Annotated in this window: 14 protein-coding genes, 1 tRNA gene and 2 pseudogenes; 9 read left to right on the forward strand and 8 right to left on the reverse strand. The window is 61.2% G+C overall.

Going from position 1 to position 14483, the window contains the following annotated elements; genetic code table 11:
- Positions 1 to 47: 47 nt before the first annotated feature.
- Positions 48 to 124 (forward strand) — tRNA-Met (locus tag AC244_RS31705).
- A 74-nt stretch (positions 125 to 198) separates the two neighbouring features.
- Here the strand turns inward: AC244_RS31705 and AC244_RS31710 are convergent.
- Positions 199 to 1158, reverse strand: coding sequence for a polysaccharide lyase (locus tag AC244_RS31710; protein ID WP_414735978.1), 960 nt, complete (start codon positions 1156 to 1158; stop codon positions 199 to 201).
- A gap of 44 nt (positions 1159 to 1202) precedes the next feature.
- Positions 1203 to 1649 carry a hypothetical protein gene (locus tag AC244_RS31715; RefSeq protein WP_053252812.1) on the reverse strand — a complete coding sequence of 149 codons (447 nt, stop codon included), beginning with the start codon at positions 1647 to 1649 and terminating at the stop codon, positions 1203 to 1205.
- 454 nt (positions 1650 to 2103) lie between these two features.
- Here AC244_RS31715 and AC244_RS35935 point away from each other — a divergent pair.
- Positions 2104 to 2250, forward strand: a pseudogene (locus tag AC244_RS35935) (cation transporter); the annotation flags it as partial.
- Between the two features lie 122 nt (positions 2251 to 2372).
- Here the strand turns inward: AC244_RS35935 and AC244_RS31725 are convergent.
- The 6 genes from AC244_RS31725 to AC244_RS31740 form a co-directional block, all read right to left on the reverse strand.
- Positions 2373 to 4856 (reverse strand): SAM-dependent methyltransferase, encoded by a 2484-nt coding sequence (locus AC244_RS31725; RefSeq protein WP_202596145.1) that lies wholly within the window; start codon positions 4854 to 4856, stop codon positions 2373 to 2375.
- Positions 4853 to 5605 carry a protein-L-isoaspartate(D-aspartate) O-methyltransferase gene (locus AC244_RS31730; RefSeq protein ID WP_053252814.1) on the reverse strand — a complete coding sequence of 251 codons (753 nt, stop codon included), beginning with the start codon at positions 5603 to 5605 and terminating at the stop codon, positions 4853 to 4855. Before AC244_RS31730 ends, AC244_RS31725 begins: the two co-directional genes overlap by 4 nt.
- Before the next feature lie 319 nt (positions 5606 to 5924).
- A complete protein-coding gene (locus AC244_RS35940; RefSeq protein ID WP_414735979.1) occupies positions 5925 to 6068 on the reverse strand; it encodes a recombinase family protein in 144 nt (47 codons plus the stop codon).
- A 152-nt stretch (positions 6069 to 6220) separates the two neighbouring features.
- Positions 6221 to 6460, reverse strand: coding sequence for a helix-turn-helix domain-containing protein (locus tag AC244_RS38415; protein WP_234717091.1), 240 nt, complete (start codon positions 6458 to 6460; stop codon positions 6221 to 6223).
- Entirely contained in the window at positions 6450 to 6785 is a 336-nt protein-coding gene (locus tag AC244_RS36950) for a hypothetical protein (RefSeq protein WP_152976196.1), read from the reverse strand. The genes AC244_RS38415 and AC244_RS36950 overlap by 11 nt, the downstream gene beginning before the upstream one ends.
- 72 nt (positions 6786 to 6857) lie before the next feature.
- On the reverse strand, positions 6858 to 7769 hold the full coding sequence (locus AC244_RS31740) for a LysR family transcriptional regulator (protein WP_053252815.1): 912 nt from the start codon (positions 7767 to 7769) through the stop codon (positions 6858 to 6860).
- Positions 7770 to 7884: 115 nt separating this feature from the next.
- Between AC244_RS31740 and AC244_RS31745 the strand changes: the two genes are divergently transcribed.
- From AC244_RS31745 to AC244_RS31775, 7 genes and pseudogenes are all read left to right on the forward strand, one after another.
- Complete coding sequence (locus tag AC244_RS31745) at positions 7885 to 9237, forward strand: MFS transporter (protein WP_053252816.1); 1353 nt, start codon at positions 7885 to 7887, stop codon at positions 9235 to 9237.
- A 44-nt stretch (positions 9238 to 9281) separates the two neighbouring features.
- Positions 9282 to 9680: a DUF4440 domain-containing protein gene (locus AC244_RS31750; protein WP_053252855.1), complete on the forward strand. Its 399-nt coding sequence runs from the start codon at positions 9282 to 9284 to the stop codon at positions 9678 to 9680.
- 526 nt (positions 9681 to 10206) lie between these two features.
- On the forward strand, positions 10207 to 10707 hold the full coding sequence (locus AC244_RS31755) for an NADH-quinone oxidoreductase subunit J (protein WP_053252817.1): 501 nt from the start codon (positions 10207 to 10209) through the stop codon (positions 10705 to 10707).
- Positions 10707 to 11008 (forward strand): annotated as a pseudogene (gene nuoK, locus AC244_RS31760) (NADH-quinone oxidoreductase subunit NuoK). Before AC244_RS31755 ends, nuoK begins: the two are co-directional and overlap by 1 nt.
- Before the next feature lie 4 nt (positions 11009 to 11012).
- On the forward strand, positions 11013 to 12476 hold the full coding sequence (locus AC244_RS31765) for a monovalent cation/H+ antiporter subunit D family protein (protein WP_053252818.1): 1464 nt from the start codon (positions 11013 to 11015) through the stop codon (positions 12474 to 12476).
- Positions 12473 to 12727, forward strand: coding sequence for a hypothetical protein (locus AC244_RS31770; protein WP_053252819.1), 255 nt, complete (start codon positions 12473 to 12475; stop codon positions 12725 to 12727). The genes AC244_RS31765 and AC244_RS31770 overlap by 4 nt, the downstream gene beginning before the upstream one ends.
- Positions 12720 to 14480 (forward strand): Na(+)/H(+) antiporter subunit D, encoded by a 1761-nt coding sequence (locus AC244_RS31775; RefSeq protein ID WP_053252820.1) that lies wholly within the window; start codon positions 12720 to 12722, stop codon positions 14478 to 14480. Before AC244_RS31770 ends, AC244_RS31775 begins: the two co-directional genes overlap by 8 nt.
- Positions 14481 to 14483 lie beyond the last annotated feature (3 nt).

Below are 14483 nucleotides of genomic sequence, written 5' to 3' on the forward strand. Positions count from 1 at the left end.
ATCGGATTTGCGTTACCGCGATAAACCGGATAGCGGTTTACGCTTGGCGCGGGGTGGAGCAGCCCGGTAGCTCGTCAGGCTCATAACCTGAAGGCCGCAGGTTCAAATCCTGCCCCCGCAACCAAATTAAAAAGCCCGCACGGTAAAACCGGCGGGCTTTTTTTGTTGTCCAGCCCTCAAACCCGCGCACCCCTAAGCTCACCCAAAGCAAAGTCCTGATGCTGAGCGTAGTGCCGCAAGTCCGGCGGGTCCAAGAAAGTCTTCACTGCGTGTGGAGCGGCGAAAGTTGTCGAAGTAGAGCGTCCATTCGCCTTGGGCTGCCGAGCGGTACGGGCCGAACTTGAAATACTGTCGAGAGCCAAGCCCATGTTCGTCATGCCCGATATGGCCTCGGACCGTCACAATCCAGCGGTCGTTGGCGAAGAGTTCGATATGCCCTGTGCCATCCGGTCCCGGCTGGGTCATCACTGCAAAGTCAATCCATCCACTATGCGGCGCCGGCAGCTCACTACCCCTGTGGACGACGGTGATGCGATCCGTGTGGGTCGTGAACAGGCGCCCGTCCTGTGGCTTCCAGCCAGGGTCGGTGGCAACCAGCGCACGCATCTGCCGCTTTTCCGGCCGCAGAAAAACCGGCGTGAGGGACGATGTGTCGGTCGACAAAGAAGAGCGCCGAGGGATCACCGGAAAAGTGGTCTCAACGGTCGCAAAGAGTCGGCCGCGAACGAGACGAAGCGCCAGGAACGGGCTGTAGTCACCCCTCGCCTCCGGACCGATCTCGCGCTTCCATTGGGCGATCAGATGGCGGTGGTCCCCTTGCGGGATGGGATCGGCAAACCTGACGGAAAAGCCGTACCAGACCGCCTTGTCATATGGTACGCGTAGAGTCGTGCGTTCCCACACCTCCGCTCGCTCGCTTCGATCGTCTTCGCCCTCCCAGAGCGGTCGGACGCTTAGCTTCAACGCGCCAGCACTACCAAAGGTGACGTCGCGCTGAAATTCGACCGAGCCTGCACGTTGCTCGACATTGTCGCGGTAATAGAGCCCACCCATAGGCGAGAAGCTGTCGTCTTCGAAGCCGTCAACAAGGTTGGCTTCCCAGGACAACGGCGTCGTAGCGTCGCCGTTCCCGTCAGGTGCGTTGCCAGCGGTATCCAATTCCGTCTCCTCCATATCATCCATACTCGCAACGTATTTTGTGCTTAAAGCGCCCTTCCTATCTTGCGGCAGTCCATTGCGAGCCTCCGGTCGGCGATGTGGTCGTTGCACCGGGTTAGGTAGCAGCCGTTGTTCGATTTCAATCGACCGGTCCCACCGCAGACGTCACAAGTGTGGTAGGATCGCTCCGCAATCTCGCGGTAGATCACACCAAGCGCGGCGGCTACTTCTGCCGACGGCCGATAGCCATTCGTCGGACTGAGATAGCAGCGGAGACCGCCCCATTTTTCCTCTATTTGCCGAATGTAGACCTTGGAAAGCAGCCCGTGGTTGGCGAGGAAGACTTCGACGCGCCGCAAATACTCTTCGATCAATTCGTTCCAGCCCGTGTTCGCTGTCAGGAAAAGGGACCAAGCCTCCTCGCTCGTGTTTGGATCGAAGAGGCCAGCATAAGTTTGGCGAATGTGCACGACGAACTCCGCATGTGTCATGCAGAGGCTCCTTTCGTATGAACCCGGGTTGGCAAGAACAGTCAGTTGCTGAGAGATGATAGCCCCGACGGCCGACCTGGCTGCCAGTGCGGTTATGTTTTAGCAAAGTGTCCTGCACGCCAGTGACATCAGACAAAATCAATCTGCTTGATCGTTGGATCGGGTAACTTCAGGCTGCTTCAAGTCATATTCTTGCGGACGACTGCTTTCCAAATAGCCTTCAAAAGAAGTTCTATACTTCTATAGTGTGGTAACTTAGTCTTGCCATTTCACGCCAAGCTCGCTCAAACGGGGACAAAATTCCGTTGGCCTCAGCACGCGGACATCTCCCGCGTCCGGGCGACGAACAACGGCCAGAACCGCGCACCCTAACGAAGACGGAAAAAACGTCGCCGGATCGTGCAATTTTGCCTTGCAGCTCTAGTCGCTAGAGGTGGTAGCTTGGTGTCAAGATATGCAAGGAGGAGATCATGCAGGCAATATTCGCGAAAACCGCTATCGGCTTGAGGGCATGGATTGTGCCTCCTGCGGCTCGAAGATCGACACCGCCGTTAGGCGCATGTCGGGCGTCGAGGATGTCTCGGTTTCCGTTGCCGCAGGCAACGATGTCGGTGCAGCCGAGACGAGCGAACCCCGTATTGTAGTCGTGTTCGACGGCGGCGGCCTTGCCGAGAGGCAGGCCGCCTATGACAAGCGGGTAGTGGGTTGTTTCCGGCGGTTGGTTTAACTCACGAACGGTTCCGATTCCGATAAGCCTTGCGAGGTCTGCTGATCGTATCGGTCCCACGGCCCGGCGAGTAAGGCCGGGGCGACAAGATAGAGGATGGTGGCGATCGTCACGACGCCAGTGAAGCCGACATGCATTGCAAGCAGTGCGGCGAGGATCGCGCTCAGCACCGACGCACAGCCATTGATCCCCCACGCCCAGGGAAGAAATTCCTCGGAGCGTGCGGCGGTGTGGCCGAGGCCGAGGGGGAACGGCATGCCCATGAAGACGGCGAGCGGCGCTATGAGGAGGAGTGCGATTGCGATCTTCGCAGCATCCGGGAGTGCCAGCAGGCGTTCGAATATCAAGGGCAGCGCAAGCAGGTAGGTACCAGCCAGGAATGCGATCACCACGACAGCGAGGGTGATGCCGCGCACGGCCGATCCGCGTCCGACCGTCGCCACCCAGCGTGCAGCCAGGGCGCTACCGAGACCTGCGAAGGCAAGGAAACCCGCAAGCACGACAGCGACAGCGTAGAGCGGATGGCCGAGGAACAGCACGAAGCGCTGGATGAAGGCGATCTCGATGAAGAGGAAGGCCAGGCCCAAGGCAAGGAAATAGAGCCCCAAGCGCAGCCGAGGTACGGCTCTCCCGAGCGCGCGCCGGCAAAGCCGGAGCGGCAGCAGGATCAGGACGACACTGAGGATCGCGGCCTGGATGAGCGTCGCCACCAGGATCAGGTAGCCCCAGTCGAGCATCGCTGCCCCACCTTGGGTGCGCAGCGTCAGGAGTTCGGGCAAGGCGCGCCAACGGAAAAAGTCGAAGAAATAGGGCCGATCGTCAGTGGCCGGTGCAATATCGAACTTGTAGCGCTCGATGAAGTCGGCTCGCTCAGGGCCGAGGAGAGCAAGGGCTCCCTCGTAGAGATATTCCTGGTCGAGTTGATTGTAGCGGTTCACATCGCTCGCAGAGATGCCCGGCACCCACGAGATGTCAAAGAAATTCTCGCCCGCGAAGCCGCGGATGGCTGCAATGTCTTCGCCCGTGAACGGCGACTTGGCGAGGAGCAAGGTTGCGGTATTCCAGCTCCGGATCAGCGCCAGGTGCCAGCCGGGCTGGGACACGCCATCCGCTTCAAGCGCTGCGGTTGCAGTGGCGAACAGCTTGAGGATGTCGCGCGGCGGCACCCGCAGCCATCGCGTGATGGCGACGACGCCATCTGGTTTCAGTACCGCCAGATAATCCCGCAGTGCCTCCACGGTGTAGGTGTAGTTCTCATGCATGCTTTGCACCCCGGCCGCGGCTGCGCTGAAGGAGTCAAGGAGCGGCATCTGGATCAGGTCGTAACGCTCGCCAGCGGTCGCAGCGAAGGCGCGCGCCTCGGCTAGATGCAGATGCACGTTCGGTCGGCTGAAGATGCCGCCGACGAAGTTCGCGAAGCGATTGCGAGCCAGGTCGATCATCTGCGGGTTGACCTCTACAGCGTCCACGATATCGGCTCCGGCACGCAGCGCCAGCAGGACCTGCTCGCCGCCACCAGCACCGAGGACCAGCATTCGCGGCCGCGCGAGCATGCGGTACGGGAGCGCCGCCGTCGTCCGGTCGAGATAAGCGACCGTCGCCGGATCGCCGCTATAGGCGGTCATCGCCGTAATACTATCGCCATCGCTGAAGACGGCGAGTTGCGCGGGCGGCTCTTGGGTGTTGGCGAGGCTGAGGCCCGGCGCGTGCCGGAAAGGGACGCTCGGGCTCTCCACGACTGTCAGTAGTCCGAGCGGGCTTGATCGCTCCTCGACCACCCGCGCATTCGGGACGTCGAGAGCCATGCTTAGGCCCTTGTACTGCGACATGTGCGGGCCGGTGGCCGTAAAGGACGGTGGCAGCCACACCGCGATGACCGCTGCTGCAAGCCCGAGGCTGCCCGCGGCGAGCCGCCGATGGCGAGCCATGCCCGTCGCGGCGAGGGCAGCCGCCGCAAATCCCAACGCCGCGATGAAGCGCAGTGCCGCAGAGGGAAAGACTAGGAACAGGAGTCCGACGGTGCCCAGTGCACCGACCCCAGCGCCGACCAGGTCGAAGGCATAGACGCGTCCGATCTGGCCAGGATGGCGGCTGAAGGCAAGGCCGATACAGGTTGCACCAAAGAAGAACGGCAGGACCAGGAGAGCATAGCTGGCCGCGAGCCAACCGAGCTGGCCCGGATTCCAGACGACCTCGAGCGCGTTGAACGGCAGGCGTTCGGCGCCGGCGAAGCTTGCAACCGCAGTGATGCCGAACAGCGCTGCCGACGCTGCGAAGGCGGCCGGGTACCGTTTCAGCAGAGGGCGGCGGGCCAAGGCAACGAACGTACCGCTCGCGCCGAAGCCCAGGAGTGCGATGCTTATGATCATATAGGCAAATTGATGCCACTGAATGATCGAAAAGAGCCGCATCAGCAGCACTTCGTGAGCAAGGGTTGCCGCCGATATGAGACCAACCGGCAGTAGGCGCCCCGCTCTCATTGGGCCCTACCTCCCCTCAGCGGCACAAAGGCCACCGGCAGCAGCTGCCGGGTCGTGATGCTTCCGTCCCGTCGCTTCTCGACCAGCATGAGAAACTGGGTCGCGAAGGGGCCTCCCACGGGGACGACCATCCGGCCCCCCTTGGCAAGCTGCTCGACCAGCGGCGGCGGGATGTGACTGGCAGCGGCAGTCACCACGATACCGTCGAAAGGCGCGTGCGCAGGCCAACCATAGTAACCGTCGCCCACCTTCACCTCGACATTGTCGAAGCGGAGCTCCGCCAATCGGGCGGCCGCCCTTTCGCCCAGTTCGGGTATGATCTCAATCGAGTAAACCTTCGCTGCGAGCGGCGACAAGACGGCTGCCTGATAACCCGAGCCAGTGCCGATCTCGAGGACAACGTCGCCAGGCCCGACGTTGATCAGGTCGGTCATCAGCGCGACGATGAAGGGCTGCGAGATGGTCTGGCCGTATCCGATCGGCAGTGGCCGATCTCGATAGGCCGCGCCGCGCTGCTCCTCGGGCACAAAAAAGTGGCGCGGCACCTTTCCCATCGTCTGCAGCACAGCCGGATCGATGCCCTGGCCCTCGACGGCTGACGGCGCCGAGCGGGCGTGCCATTTGATCGTCTCGATCATCGCTGCACGCTCGGCGAGACGATCCTGAGCGGGCGCGGATGTCGAAACCATGGCGGCAGCGCTCGCGAGAACCGCCGCCAGTAACGCTTTGCACAGGGCTAGTGGACGCATGAGCTCTCTCCCGGCTCTGACGCCGAGTATAGTGGCCGCGGAGGCAATTTTGAAGAAACCTCGCTCGGTTCTCTGCCACTCTCCAGCTTGAGACTTCACAACAAAGCGATGGCGCTGACGGAAGTGGTCGCGCCTACTATAACCGTTCACTCTCGATGATTGCAGAACCTTCAAGAGTTGCTGTACTTAACACGATTGGGGAGGGAGTTGGCAGGTGAGAAAGGAGCGCTGTTGAAAGGCTTACTGGCCGCTTCCTGCCGTTCTTGTGGCCGGTTCAGGGCATTCGTGGTGAATGCCCGGCCGTAGGATCATGCGCGCCCTAGATGCCCGCGTCCTTGTAGGTTCCGACAATCTTCCACTTCTCACGCGTCGCCTGTTCGCGGCAGATGCGGAACTGGTCCTCAATGGAAGCTTCGCGCTGATTGTCTGAGGAGTAGCGCGCATAAAGGGCAACACGAGTCATCGGGCCATTCTTCCTATGCAACCTTGTCGAGTCGGCTTGGCCGTATCAGAACCTCGGCCGAGATACCGAGACGGGCATGCAATTGGCGGATCGATGTCGATCGACAGGCTACGCTTGCGATTAAGCATCCGCCACCCGATTGCGCGGGCCGATCATCGGTTCGAGATCCTTGCGGTCGTCCCTTGCTGTTCCATGCGGAAGCGGATCGCCTCCACCGGATCGGGCGGGTCCATCGGATAGTGCTTCGCCTCATAGACGTCGATGAGCGTCGCCAGCACGTCAAGCCGATCGCCTTCCGGCGTTCCGCTCTTCGCGCCCCATAGCCGCTCGACTTCGGCCAGCGCTTCCTCGTAATCCGCTTCTGTGCGGATCGGGTTCAGGTCATTCGCCATGCTCGATCTCCTTTACGTCGATTTTGTCGCAAGTCTTGTGCGTGCCGACCCACTTGATCCAGACGATGCCCTGCTCAAAAATCCGTTTGCGGTCGAGGGCGGCAATACCTCGATGCTTATCCTGTCCCGTTTGAGTGCCATGGTCTCCAACAATCCCTTGCCGATAACTGGCTGAGACAATCGAAGAACCGTTTTGCGGAGAAAGAATAGTGCTTCGGCGGAAGTGTGCGGCAGTTAGGATGCTGTAGCGTACAAAAGGGATGGTCTGAAACTGCGGAAGATCGCCAATGAAGATCGAAACGAGGTAGTCGTTCGAATCTGTCACGCTCCGCCGCGCAGGAATATAGGTTTTGGTCGAGAACTTCCGAGCAGAAGTCCGCCGTGCCGTGCCAGGAAATCAACGACGGACATAATCCTTGAGGAAACGGAGCCAGGCCCGGATTTTCTGCGGGACCATCTGCATGGGCAGGTGCATAGCGTAAATCTGGTGATCGGGGAAGCGATAGGACGGCAGGGCGTCGGCCAACGTGCCCTTGGCGAGTTCTGGCGCCACGAACCAGTCAGGCAGAAGCGCAACGCCTGCGCCGGCAACCGCCAGCGCCTTGACTACCGATGCGTTGTTGGCAAGTAGCCGGGACTGACGAGGCACCTCGAACGCGCATTCGCGCCCTTCTTCGTCGAACATTGTCCAGCTTTTCACATGGTCGACGGTGGCATTGCTGATGTGCGGCAGCGCGCTCAGCATCTCGGGCGTACCAACGACAGTTCCCTCAACGCGGGCGATGATGTCCGGCGACGCGACTGGCCTGAGCTGATACGTCCCCAGGTGCACACCGGCATATGGCGAGGTCTGGAATTGCTCGTTACGCCCCAGCCGGATGGCGACGTCAAAGCGGTCGCGCAGGAGGTCGACATTCGTCGGATAGGCTTCGAACTGGACGTCGAGGTCTGGATGCAGCGCGGTGAATTTCTGAAGCGCCGGAGCGATCACCGCGACGCCATATTCAACAGTCGATGTCAGGCGTAAGCTGCCGCTCAGCACCGTTTGCTCCGTGCGCGCTTCGGCAATCGCCTCATCGGCTTCCGTGAGAATGCGTAGGCAGCGCGCATAGAACCGTTCGCCGGCATCGGTCAGAGCAAGGCTGCGCGTGGTGCGATGAAGGAGCGTGACGCCCAATTCGCTTTCGAGCTGCTTGACGTTGAAACTGACGGCGGCTCTGGCCTGATTGAGTTGCTTGGCAGCCGCTGTGAACGATCCTGTTTCGACGACTGCTCGGAAAACAGTCAGGCGATCAAGACTCACCGCCATGCACGCACTCCAATTGGTAAATAAATACGACAAGTGATGTAGAATTGTATCGTCTTATTCGACGATTTGAAAGGGAATATCCCTGCGGGCGTCATTCCTATCGAAGGTTTTCCCGTTGTCCGCCCGCTCCCGAATCGCCACCCTCTATCTTCTCGGCTTTGCCGTCGATCTCGCGAATATGTTCATCTTCAATGCCGCCCTGCCGGCGTTGCAGCGGGAGCTGAGCGCATCGGTGGTGCAGCTCGCCTGGGTCGGCACGATCTACATGCTCGGCCTGACTGTCGCCATTCCGCTGGGGAGCTGGCTTGCGCGCCGGATCGGCGAACGCCGCGTGTTCATTGCCTCCCTGCTCATTGTGGCGGTGGGCGGCATCGGCGGGGGCATGGCCACTGGGATTGCGACGCTTCTCGCCTGGCGGCTCGTTCAGGGTCTCGGCGGAGGACTGCTCGTGCCGGTCGGCCAGAGCATGGCCTATCGCGCCTATCCGCCGGAAGACCGCGCCCATCTGACGGCCGTGATCATGACGGTTGCGCTGCTGGTGCCGGCACTTTCACCCGCCATCGGCGGGATCGCGGCCGATTATGTGTCCTGGCGCTGGGTGTTTATCGGCGTTGCGCCACTGGCAGCGGCGATAGCAGCATTGGCCCTTGCCTGGGCGCCGGTCGATCGGTTGGCGGAAGCGAAGCCGGCGCTCGACATTCCCGGCTTCCTGCTGAGCGCCATCACCCTGTTTTGCCTTCCCCTTGGCCTGACGCTCATTAGTCAGACGGGAAGCGGCGTTCATGCCGCGATTGTCCTTGCCTTGGCGATTGTCGCGGGCGTTGCCTATGTCCGCCATGCGCTGCGTTCGCGCGAGCCGCTGCTTGATCTACGTCTGCTCTCCGATCCGATGCTCAAGACTGGCAGTATCATCTACCTGTGTGTGCCGGGCGTTTTCACGGGCGTAAACCTGATCGCCTCCCTGTACTTGCAGGACCGCCTTGGTCTGACGGCCACACAGACGGGAATGCTTATGCTCCCATGGGCAGCCGCATCCTTCGTCGCCATCATGTCCACGCGGCGGCTGTTCGCGTCCCGAGGCCCGCGCCCGCTCTTTCTTGTCGGCATGACCGTCACCTGCGCCGGCGTGCTGCTGTTGGCCACACCATTCGCCGGATTGTTCACCGTCAGGATCGCGTCCTTTGTTGCAATGGGCTTCGGAGCGAGCCTTTGCACTTCCACGGCCCAGACGGCAACCTTTACGTCGGTTCGGACGGAACGGATGGCAGAGGCAAGTGCGCTGTGGAACATCAACCGTCAGCTCAGTTTCTCGCTCGGTGCGAGTGTGCTGGGAGGCTTGCTGGGGCTTTTCCTCGCGACCAGCGGCGGCGCGGCCGATGTCCTGCCCTACCGCTACTGTTTTGTGATCGCTGCCGTTCTGATCGTGTTTCCGCTGCCCTTCGTTCTGCGTCTGCGGCGAGCCGATTAGCGCGCGTAGCCCATTCTTTCACAATGTCCGACAAGGAGCCGAACATGACCGATACTGAAAAATTCTTCCGTGAGATTGTCGATATCCACGTTGCGATCGAACGCTGGTTCACCGGGGCGGCCCGCCCCGCCGATCTGCCACAACTGCTCGAACGCTTCTCGCCTAAGTTTCGCATGATCTCCATGCAAGGGACCGCTCTCGGCAAACAGGGTGTGAGTGAATTGTTCGGCCGCCTGCATGGGAAACGCCCGGAGCTGCGGATCACGGTCGACGAGATGCAGATCAGTCATGAATGGACGGGCGGAGCCTGTGTCACCTATCGCGAGACGCACGCGGATGCGAGTGGGGTTCAAACCGCAAGGCGCTCGACCGTCGTGTTGGAAGTCTCCGCAGATGGTTCCCTCCAGTGGCGGCATCTGCATGAAACGCCGATTACGGCTTAGGCAATTCTGCGATGCCCCTTGCGCACTATCCTCTCCGTAGCTTTCCTTAATAAAAATCGAAAAACCATTAAATCGACCGTTCTGGACACTTTTTACAACGACTACACACCGCAACGAGAGCCTCTCCAAACTCGAACACGACGCACTTCGCCGCAGCGAGTTGTCAGCCAAAAGCAAACAGCGACTTGCAGAGAGTGTTGGTTTGGGTGGTTGCGTGCCCCCGCCACCAAACCAAAAAAGGCCGCCCCGAAAGGACGGCTTTTTGTTTGGCTTGCGAGCCGCATGGAGAGGGTCGCCCCTCTAGCCGCTTCCGGTGGAGTTTTGTGACTTTCGCGCCCGGCGTTTGCATAAAGCCCTCGAGAGCTGTCGCGCCACGATCGGACCAGCGCAGCCCGCTCAGCCACCGACAATAATCTTGTGAAAAATCCGATACTAGGGCACAATTTATGAACGCATCTGAAGTGCGGCGCTATTTCCAATCCGGCCGTCTCGCCGAGTGACAGTTCGCGCCGGAGGGGCGGCGTCGATGGATCAGGGGTTCTTTCTTCTGTTCGCTACGGTGGCCGTGGTCGCGGCCCTGATGGTCGTCGTGGCGCGGAATCCGGTTCACAGCGCATTGGCGTTGATGGCTTGTTTTCTGCAGATCTCCGCAATCTTCATCATGCTCGAGGCGCCGTTGCTCGCCGTCATCCAGATCTTCGTCTATGTCGGCGCGATCATGGTGCTGTTCCTATTCGTGATCATGATGATCGATGTGCGGGAAGCCGTCTTGCAGCGGTTCGTGCCGGGCGGTAGCCTTCCAACTCTCGTGCTGCTCGTCCTGCTTGGGATCGAGATGCTCGTGCTGGTGCTCCGGAGCGACCGTTTTTCCGTCACCGAGCCTGTCGCGACGCGCGGCGGCGATGCGATCAGACAGCTCAGCACGACGCTTTTTGCCGACTATCTCCTGCCGTTTGAAGCCGCCTCCGTGATCCTGCTGGCGGCCCTGGTCGGCGCCATCGTGCTGGCGCGGAAGGGGTCGGGGTGATGGTTCCGCTCTGGTGGTATATTTTGCTCGGAGTGGCCCTATTCGTGATTGGAGCGGCGGGGGTTTTTCTCTGACGCAAAATTTTTGTTTTGTTGTTGTCGCTGGAGGTGGTGCTCCACTCGGGCAACATCAACTTCATCGCTTTCGGCCGTCAGTACGACGATTTCCGCGGGCGATTTTTTTGATCTTCGTCATCGCAATCACTGCGGCGGAGGGTGCCGTCGCCCTCGGTATCTTGGTCGCCCTTGTGAGGAACAAATCCACCCTCAAGGTCGACGATGTGACCATGATGAAAGGATAGCGGCTTGGACCCGGAGTCAACGATCCGGCCGCTGCTTGCCGTCGCCGTTCCGGCTCTGGCGGCCCTGGCGGTTGTCCTTCTGAACAACCGCGAGGAACTCCGCGACGTCGTCTCGCCGTTGGCCGCGATCGCCCTGTTTGCGGTTGTCGCCTCGATGGCGCCCCCAGTGCTGGCGGGCGGGACCGTCGCTTTGCGCCTTTTCGAGATACTGCCGGGGATCGACTTCGCTTTCCGCGTTGATGCGCTCGGCATGGTCTTTGCCACAGTCTCGTCACTTCTATGGATCGTGGCCGCGATCTATTCCATCGGCTACATGCGGCACCTGAACGAGCATGCGCAGACCCGGTTCTTCGCCTGTTTCGCCACCAGCCTCGCAGCGGCCGTCGGGGGCGCCTTCGCGGCCAATCTGTTTACGCTGGTGATCTTCTACGAGGTGCTCAGCCTCGTTACCTATCCGCTCGTCTACCACCACGAGGACGAAGAGGGATGGACGGGCAGCCGCAAGTACCTCGTCTATCTGATGGGCGCGTCGAAAAGCGTGCTACTCGCCGCGCTGGCGCTGACCTACCACATTACGGGGTCGCTGGACTTTGTGGCGGGGGGGCTGCTGGCGGAGGTAGATGCCTCGGCGGCGCTGCTGACGGTCGTCTATTTCTGCTATCTTTTCGGCTTCGCCAAGGCTGCTGTGATGCCCATGCACGCATGGCTGCCTGCCGCGATGGTGGCGCCGACGCCAGTCAGCGCGCTCTTGCATGCGGTGGCCGTGGTCAAGATGGGCGTCTTCTGCGTCCTGCGCGTGGTGTTCCATGTTTTTGGCGTCGAGCTGGTCGGCAAGCTGGGCCTCGGCATAGCCACGGCCTATCTGGTCTCGTTCACCATCCTGATGGCGTCGGTCTACGCCCTGACCCGGGACGACCTGAAGGCCAGGCTCGCCTATTCGACGGTGAGCCAGCTCTCCTATATCGTGCTGGGTGTGGTTCTGTTGTCGCCGGCCGCAATGGTCGGCGGGATCATCCACATTGCAGCTCATGCCTTCTCAAAAATCACACTCTTTTTCTGCGCCGGGTCGATCTATTGCGCGTCCGGCAAACGGAACATCAGCGACATGGCCGGTATCGGCCGCAGGCTGCCCTGGACGATGGGGGCATTCTTTGTCGGCTCGCTCAGCATGATCGGGGTGCCGCCGACCGCGGGCTTCGTCAGCAAGTGGTATCTGGCGCTGGGCTCTGTGGAGGCGGGGGAGATGGCATTCCTGATCGTGCTCTTAGTGAGTTCGGTCCTGAACGCCGCCTACTTCCTGCCGGTCAGTTATGTCGCCTTTTTCGGGACGGAGGTGCAGGAAAGTCCGGCGACGATCCGCGAAATTCCGATGATGACGATCCCGCTGGTCGCAACCGCCATCTTGTCGATGCTGATGGGCATCTTCCCCGGCTATTTTCTCGCTCTGGCGGACGGAGTGGTCAAATGATCAAGCGCGTCGTCGACTTCTTTGGTGACGAAGAATATGCGAGGCAGCGCCGCCGACTGTTCTATCTGGTGCTCGTCCTCATCGCCATCGCCGACTTTCTGGTTTCTCGCGAACACGCCGAATACCTGTGGGACCGTCTGCCTGGCTGGTCTGCCGTCTACGGCTTCGGCTCCTGCGTGCTTTTGATTTTCGTTTCCAAGTTCCTCGGCCATCAGGGTGGGCTCATGCGGCGCGAGGACTATTATGACTGATCTCATCCATCCGGGCCTGATCTTCATTCTCGGCGCGCTGCCGATCCCGTTGCTCAGTGGGTCGATCCGCAAGGCCTATCTGCTGCTGATTCCGGCGCTGGCGATCCTCGCCGTGCTTGCGATGCAGCCGGGCAGCTATGGCGAGATGCAGTTCATCGGGCAGGAAGTGCTGATCGCGAAGGTCGACAAGCTGAGCATCGTCTTCGCCACCGTTTTCACCATCATGGCGCTGATCGGAACGGTCTACGCGCTGCACCTGCCTCACGCTGACCAGCATGTCGCCGCATTCGTCTACGTTGGCAGCGCGCTCGGTGTTGTGTTTGCCGGCGATTACCTGACCCTGTACCTGTTCTGGGAAGGCATGGCATTTGCCTCTGCCTATCTGGTCTTCGCCCAGGGCGGCCGGCAGGCGGTCGCCGCCGGTTTCCGCTATCTCATGGTCCACATCACCGGTGGGGTGGCCCTGCTCGGCGGCATCATTCTCCACGGGCTCGCCACCGGCTCGCTGCTCTTCGGCCCGATCGAGGGGGGAATGGGCGTGGGCGCCTATCTGATTCTTGCCGGATTCCTGCTCAACGCGGCGGTGCCGCCGCTCAACGCCTGGCTGACCGACGCCTATCCGGAGGCGACCGTCACTGGGGCGGTGTTCATGAGCGCTTTCACCACCAAGACCGCCGTCTACGTGCTGGCACGGGCGTTTCCGGGCACCGAGCTTCTGGTCTGGCTCGGCACCGCGATGGCGCTTTACGGCGTCATCTACGCGGTGCTGGAGAACGACTGCCGGCGACTGTTGGCCTATCACATCGTCAGTCAGGTGGGCTACATGGTGGCGGGCGTCGGCATCGGGACCGAGATGGCTGTGAACGGGGCGACCGGCCATGCCTTCGCGCATATCCTCTACAAGGCGCTTTTGTTCATGGGTGCCGGGGCGGTAATCTACGTCACCGGCCGTCGCAAGCTCACCGAGCTTGGTGGGCTCTACAAAACCATGCCGATGACCGTGGCGCTCTATATGGTCGGTGCCTTCGCGATTTCGGCATTCCCATTCTTCTCCGGCTTCGTCACCAAGTCGATGGTGGTGGCCGCCGCCGGGCAGGATCATCGGGCGCTGGTGGTGCTGGCGCTGACGATGGCGTCGTCGGGGACGTTCCTGCACACCGGACTGAAGCTCCCGTACTACATGTTCTTCGGCACGGACCAGAAGCTGGAGGCGCGGGAACCGCCCGGCAACATGCTGGTCGCGATGGGCATGGCAGCGGTGCTCTGCATCGCGATCGGGGTGTTCCCCCAGATGCTTTACGCGCTGCTGCCGTATCCGGTCGACTTCGAACCCTACACTGGCGTCCATGTCACCGAGAGCCTTGGCGTGCTGATGTTCACCGCGTTGGGGTTCGTGTTGTTCCTCAAGGCGCTCGATCCCGAGAACACGATCAGCCTCGACACTGACTGGTTCTACCGCAAGGGCGCGCGGGTCTTCATGTGGATCGCTGAAAAACCGCTGGCGCGCTACGAGAAGGCGGTGAGCGACGTGTCCGAGACCGCGGCGCTGCCCTTCCTGCATGGGGCCGCACGGGCGGGACTGCGAATCGATCTCACCGGCGTGGACGCCATCGTGAACGGCGTCGCCCGCTCGATCCTGCGCGGCGGCGGGGCGCTGCGTCGGCTTCAGACCGGCGTTGTGACGCACTATGTGCTGGCGATGATTGTCGGTGTGATCGCAGCCGTTGCCGTCTTCGCCGTGGCGTGGCGGTAGGAG

The sequence above is a fragment of the Ensifer adhaerens genome (assembly GCF_001270265.1).
GTDB classification, from domain to species: Bacteria; Pseudomonadota; Alphaproteobacteria; order Rhizobiales; family Rhizobiaceae; genus Ensifer; species Ensifer adhaerens_B.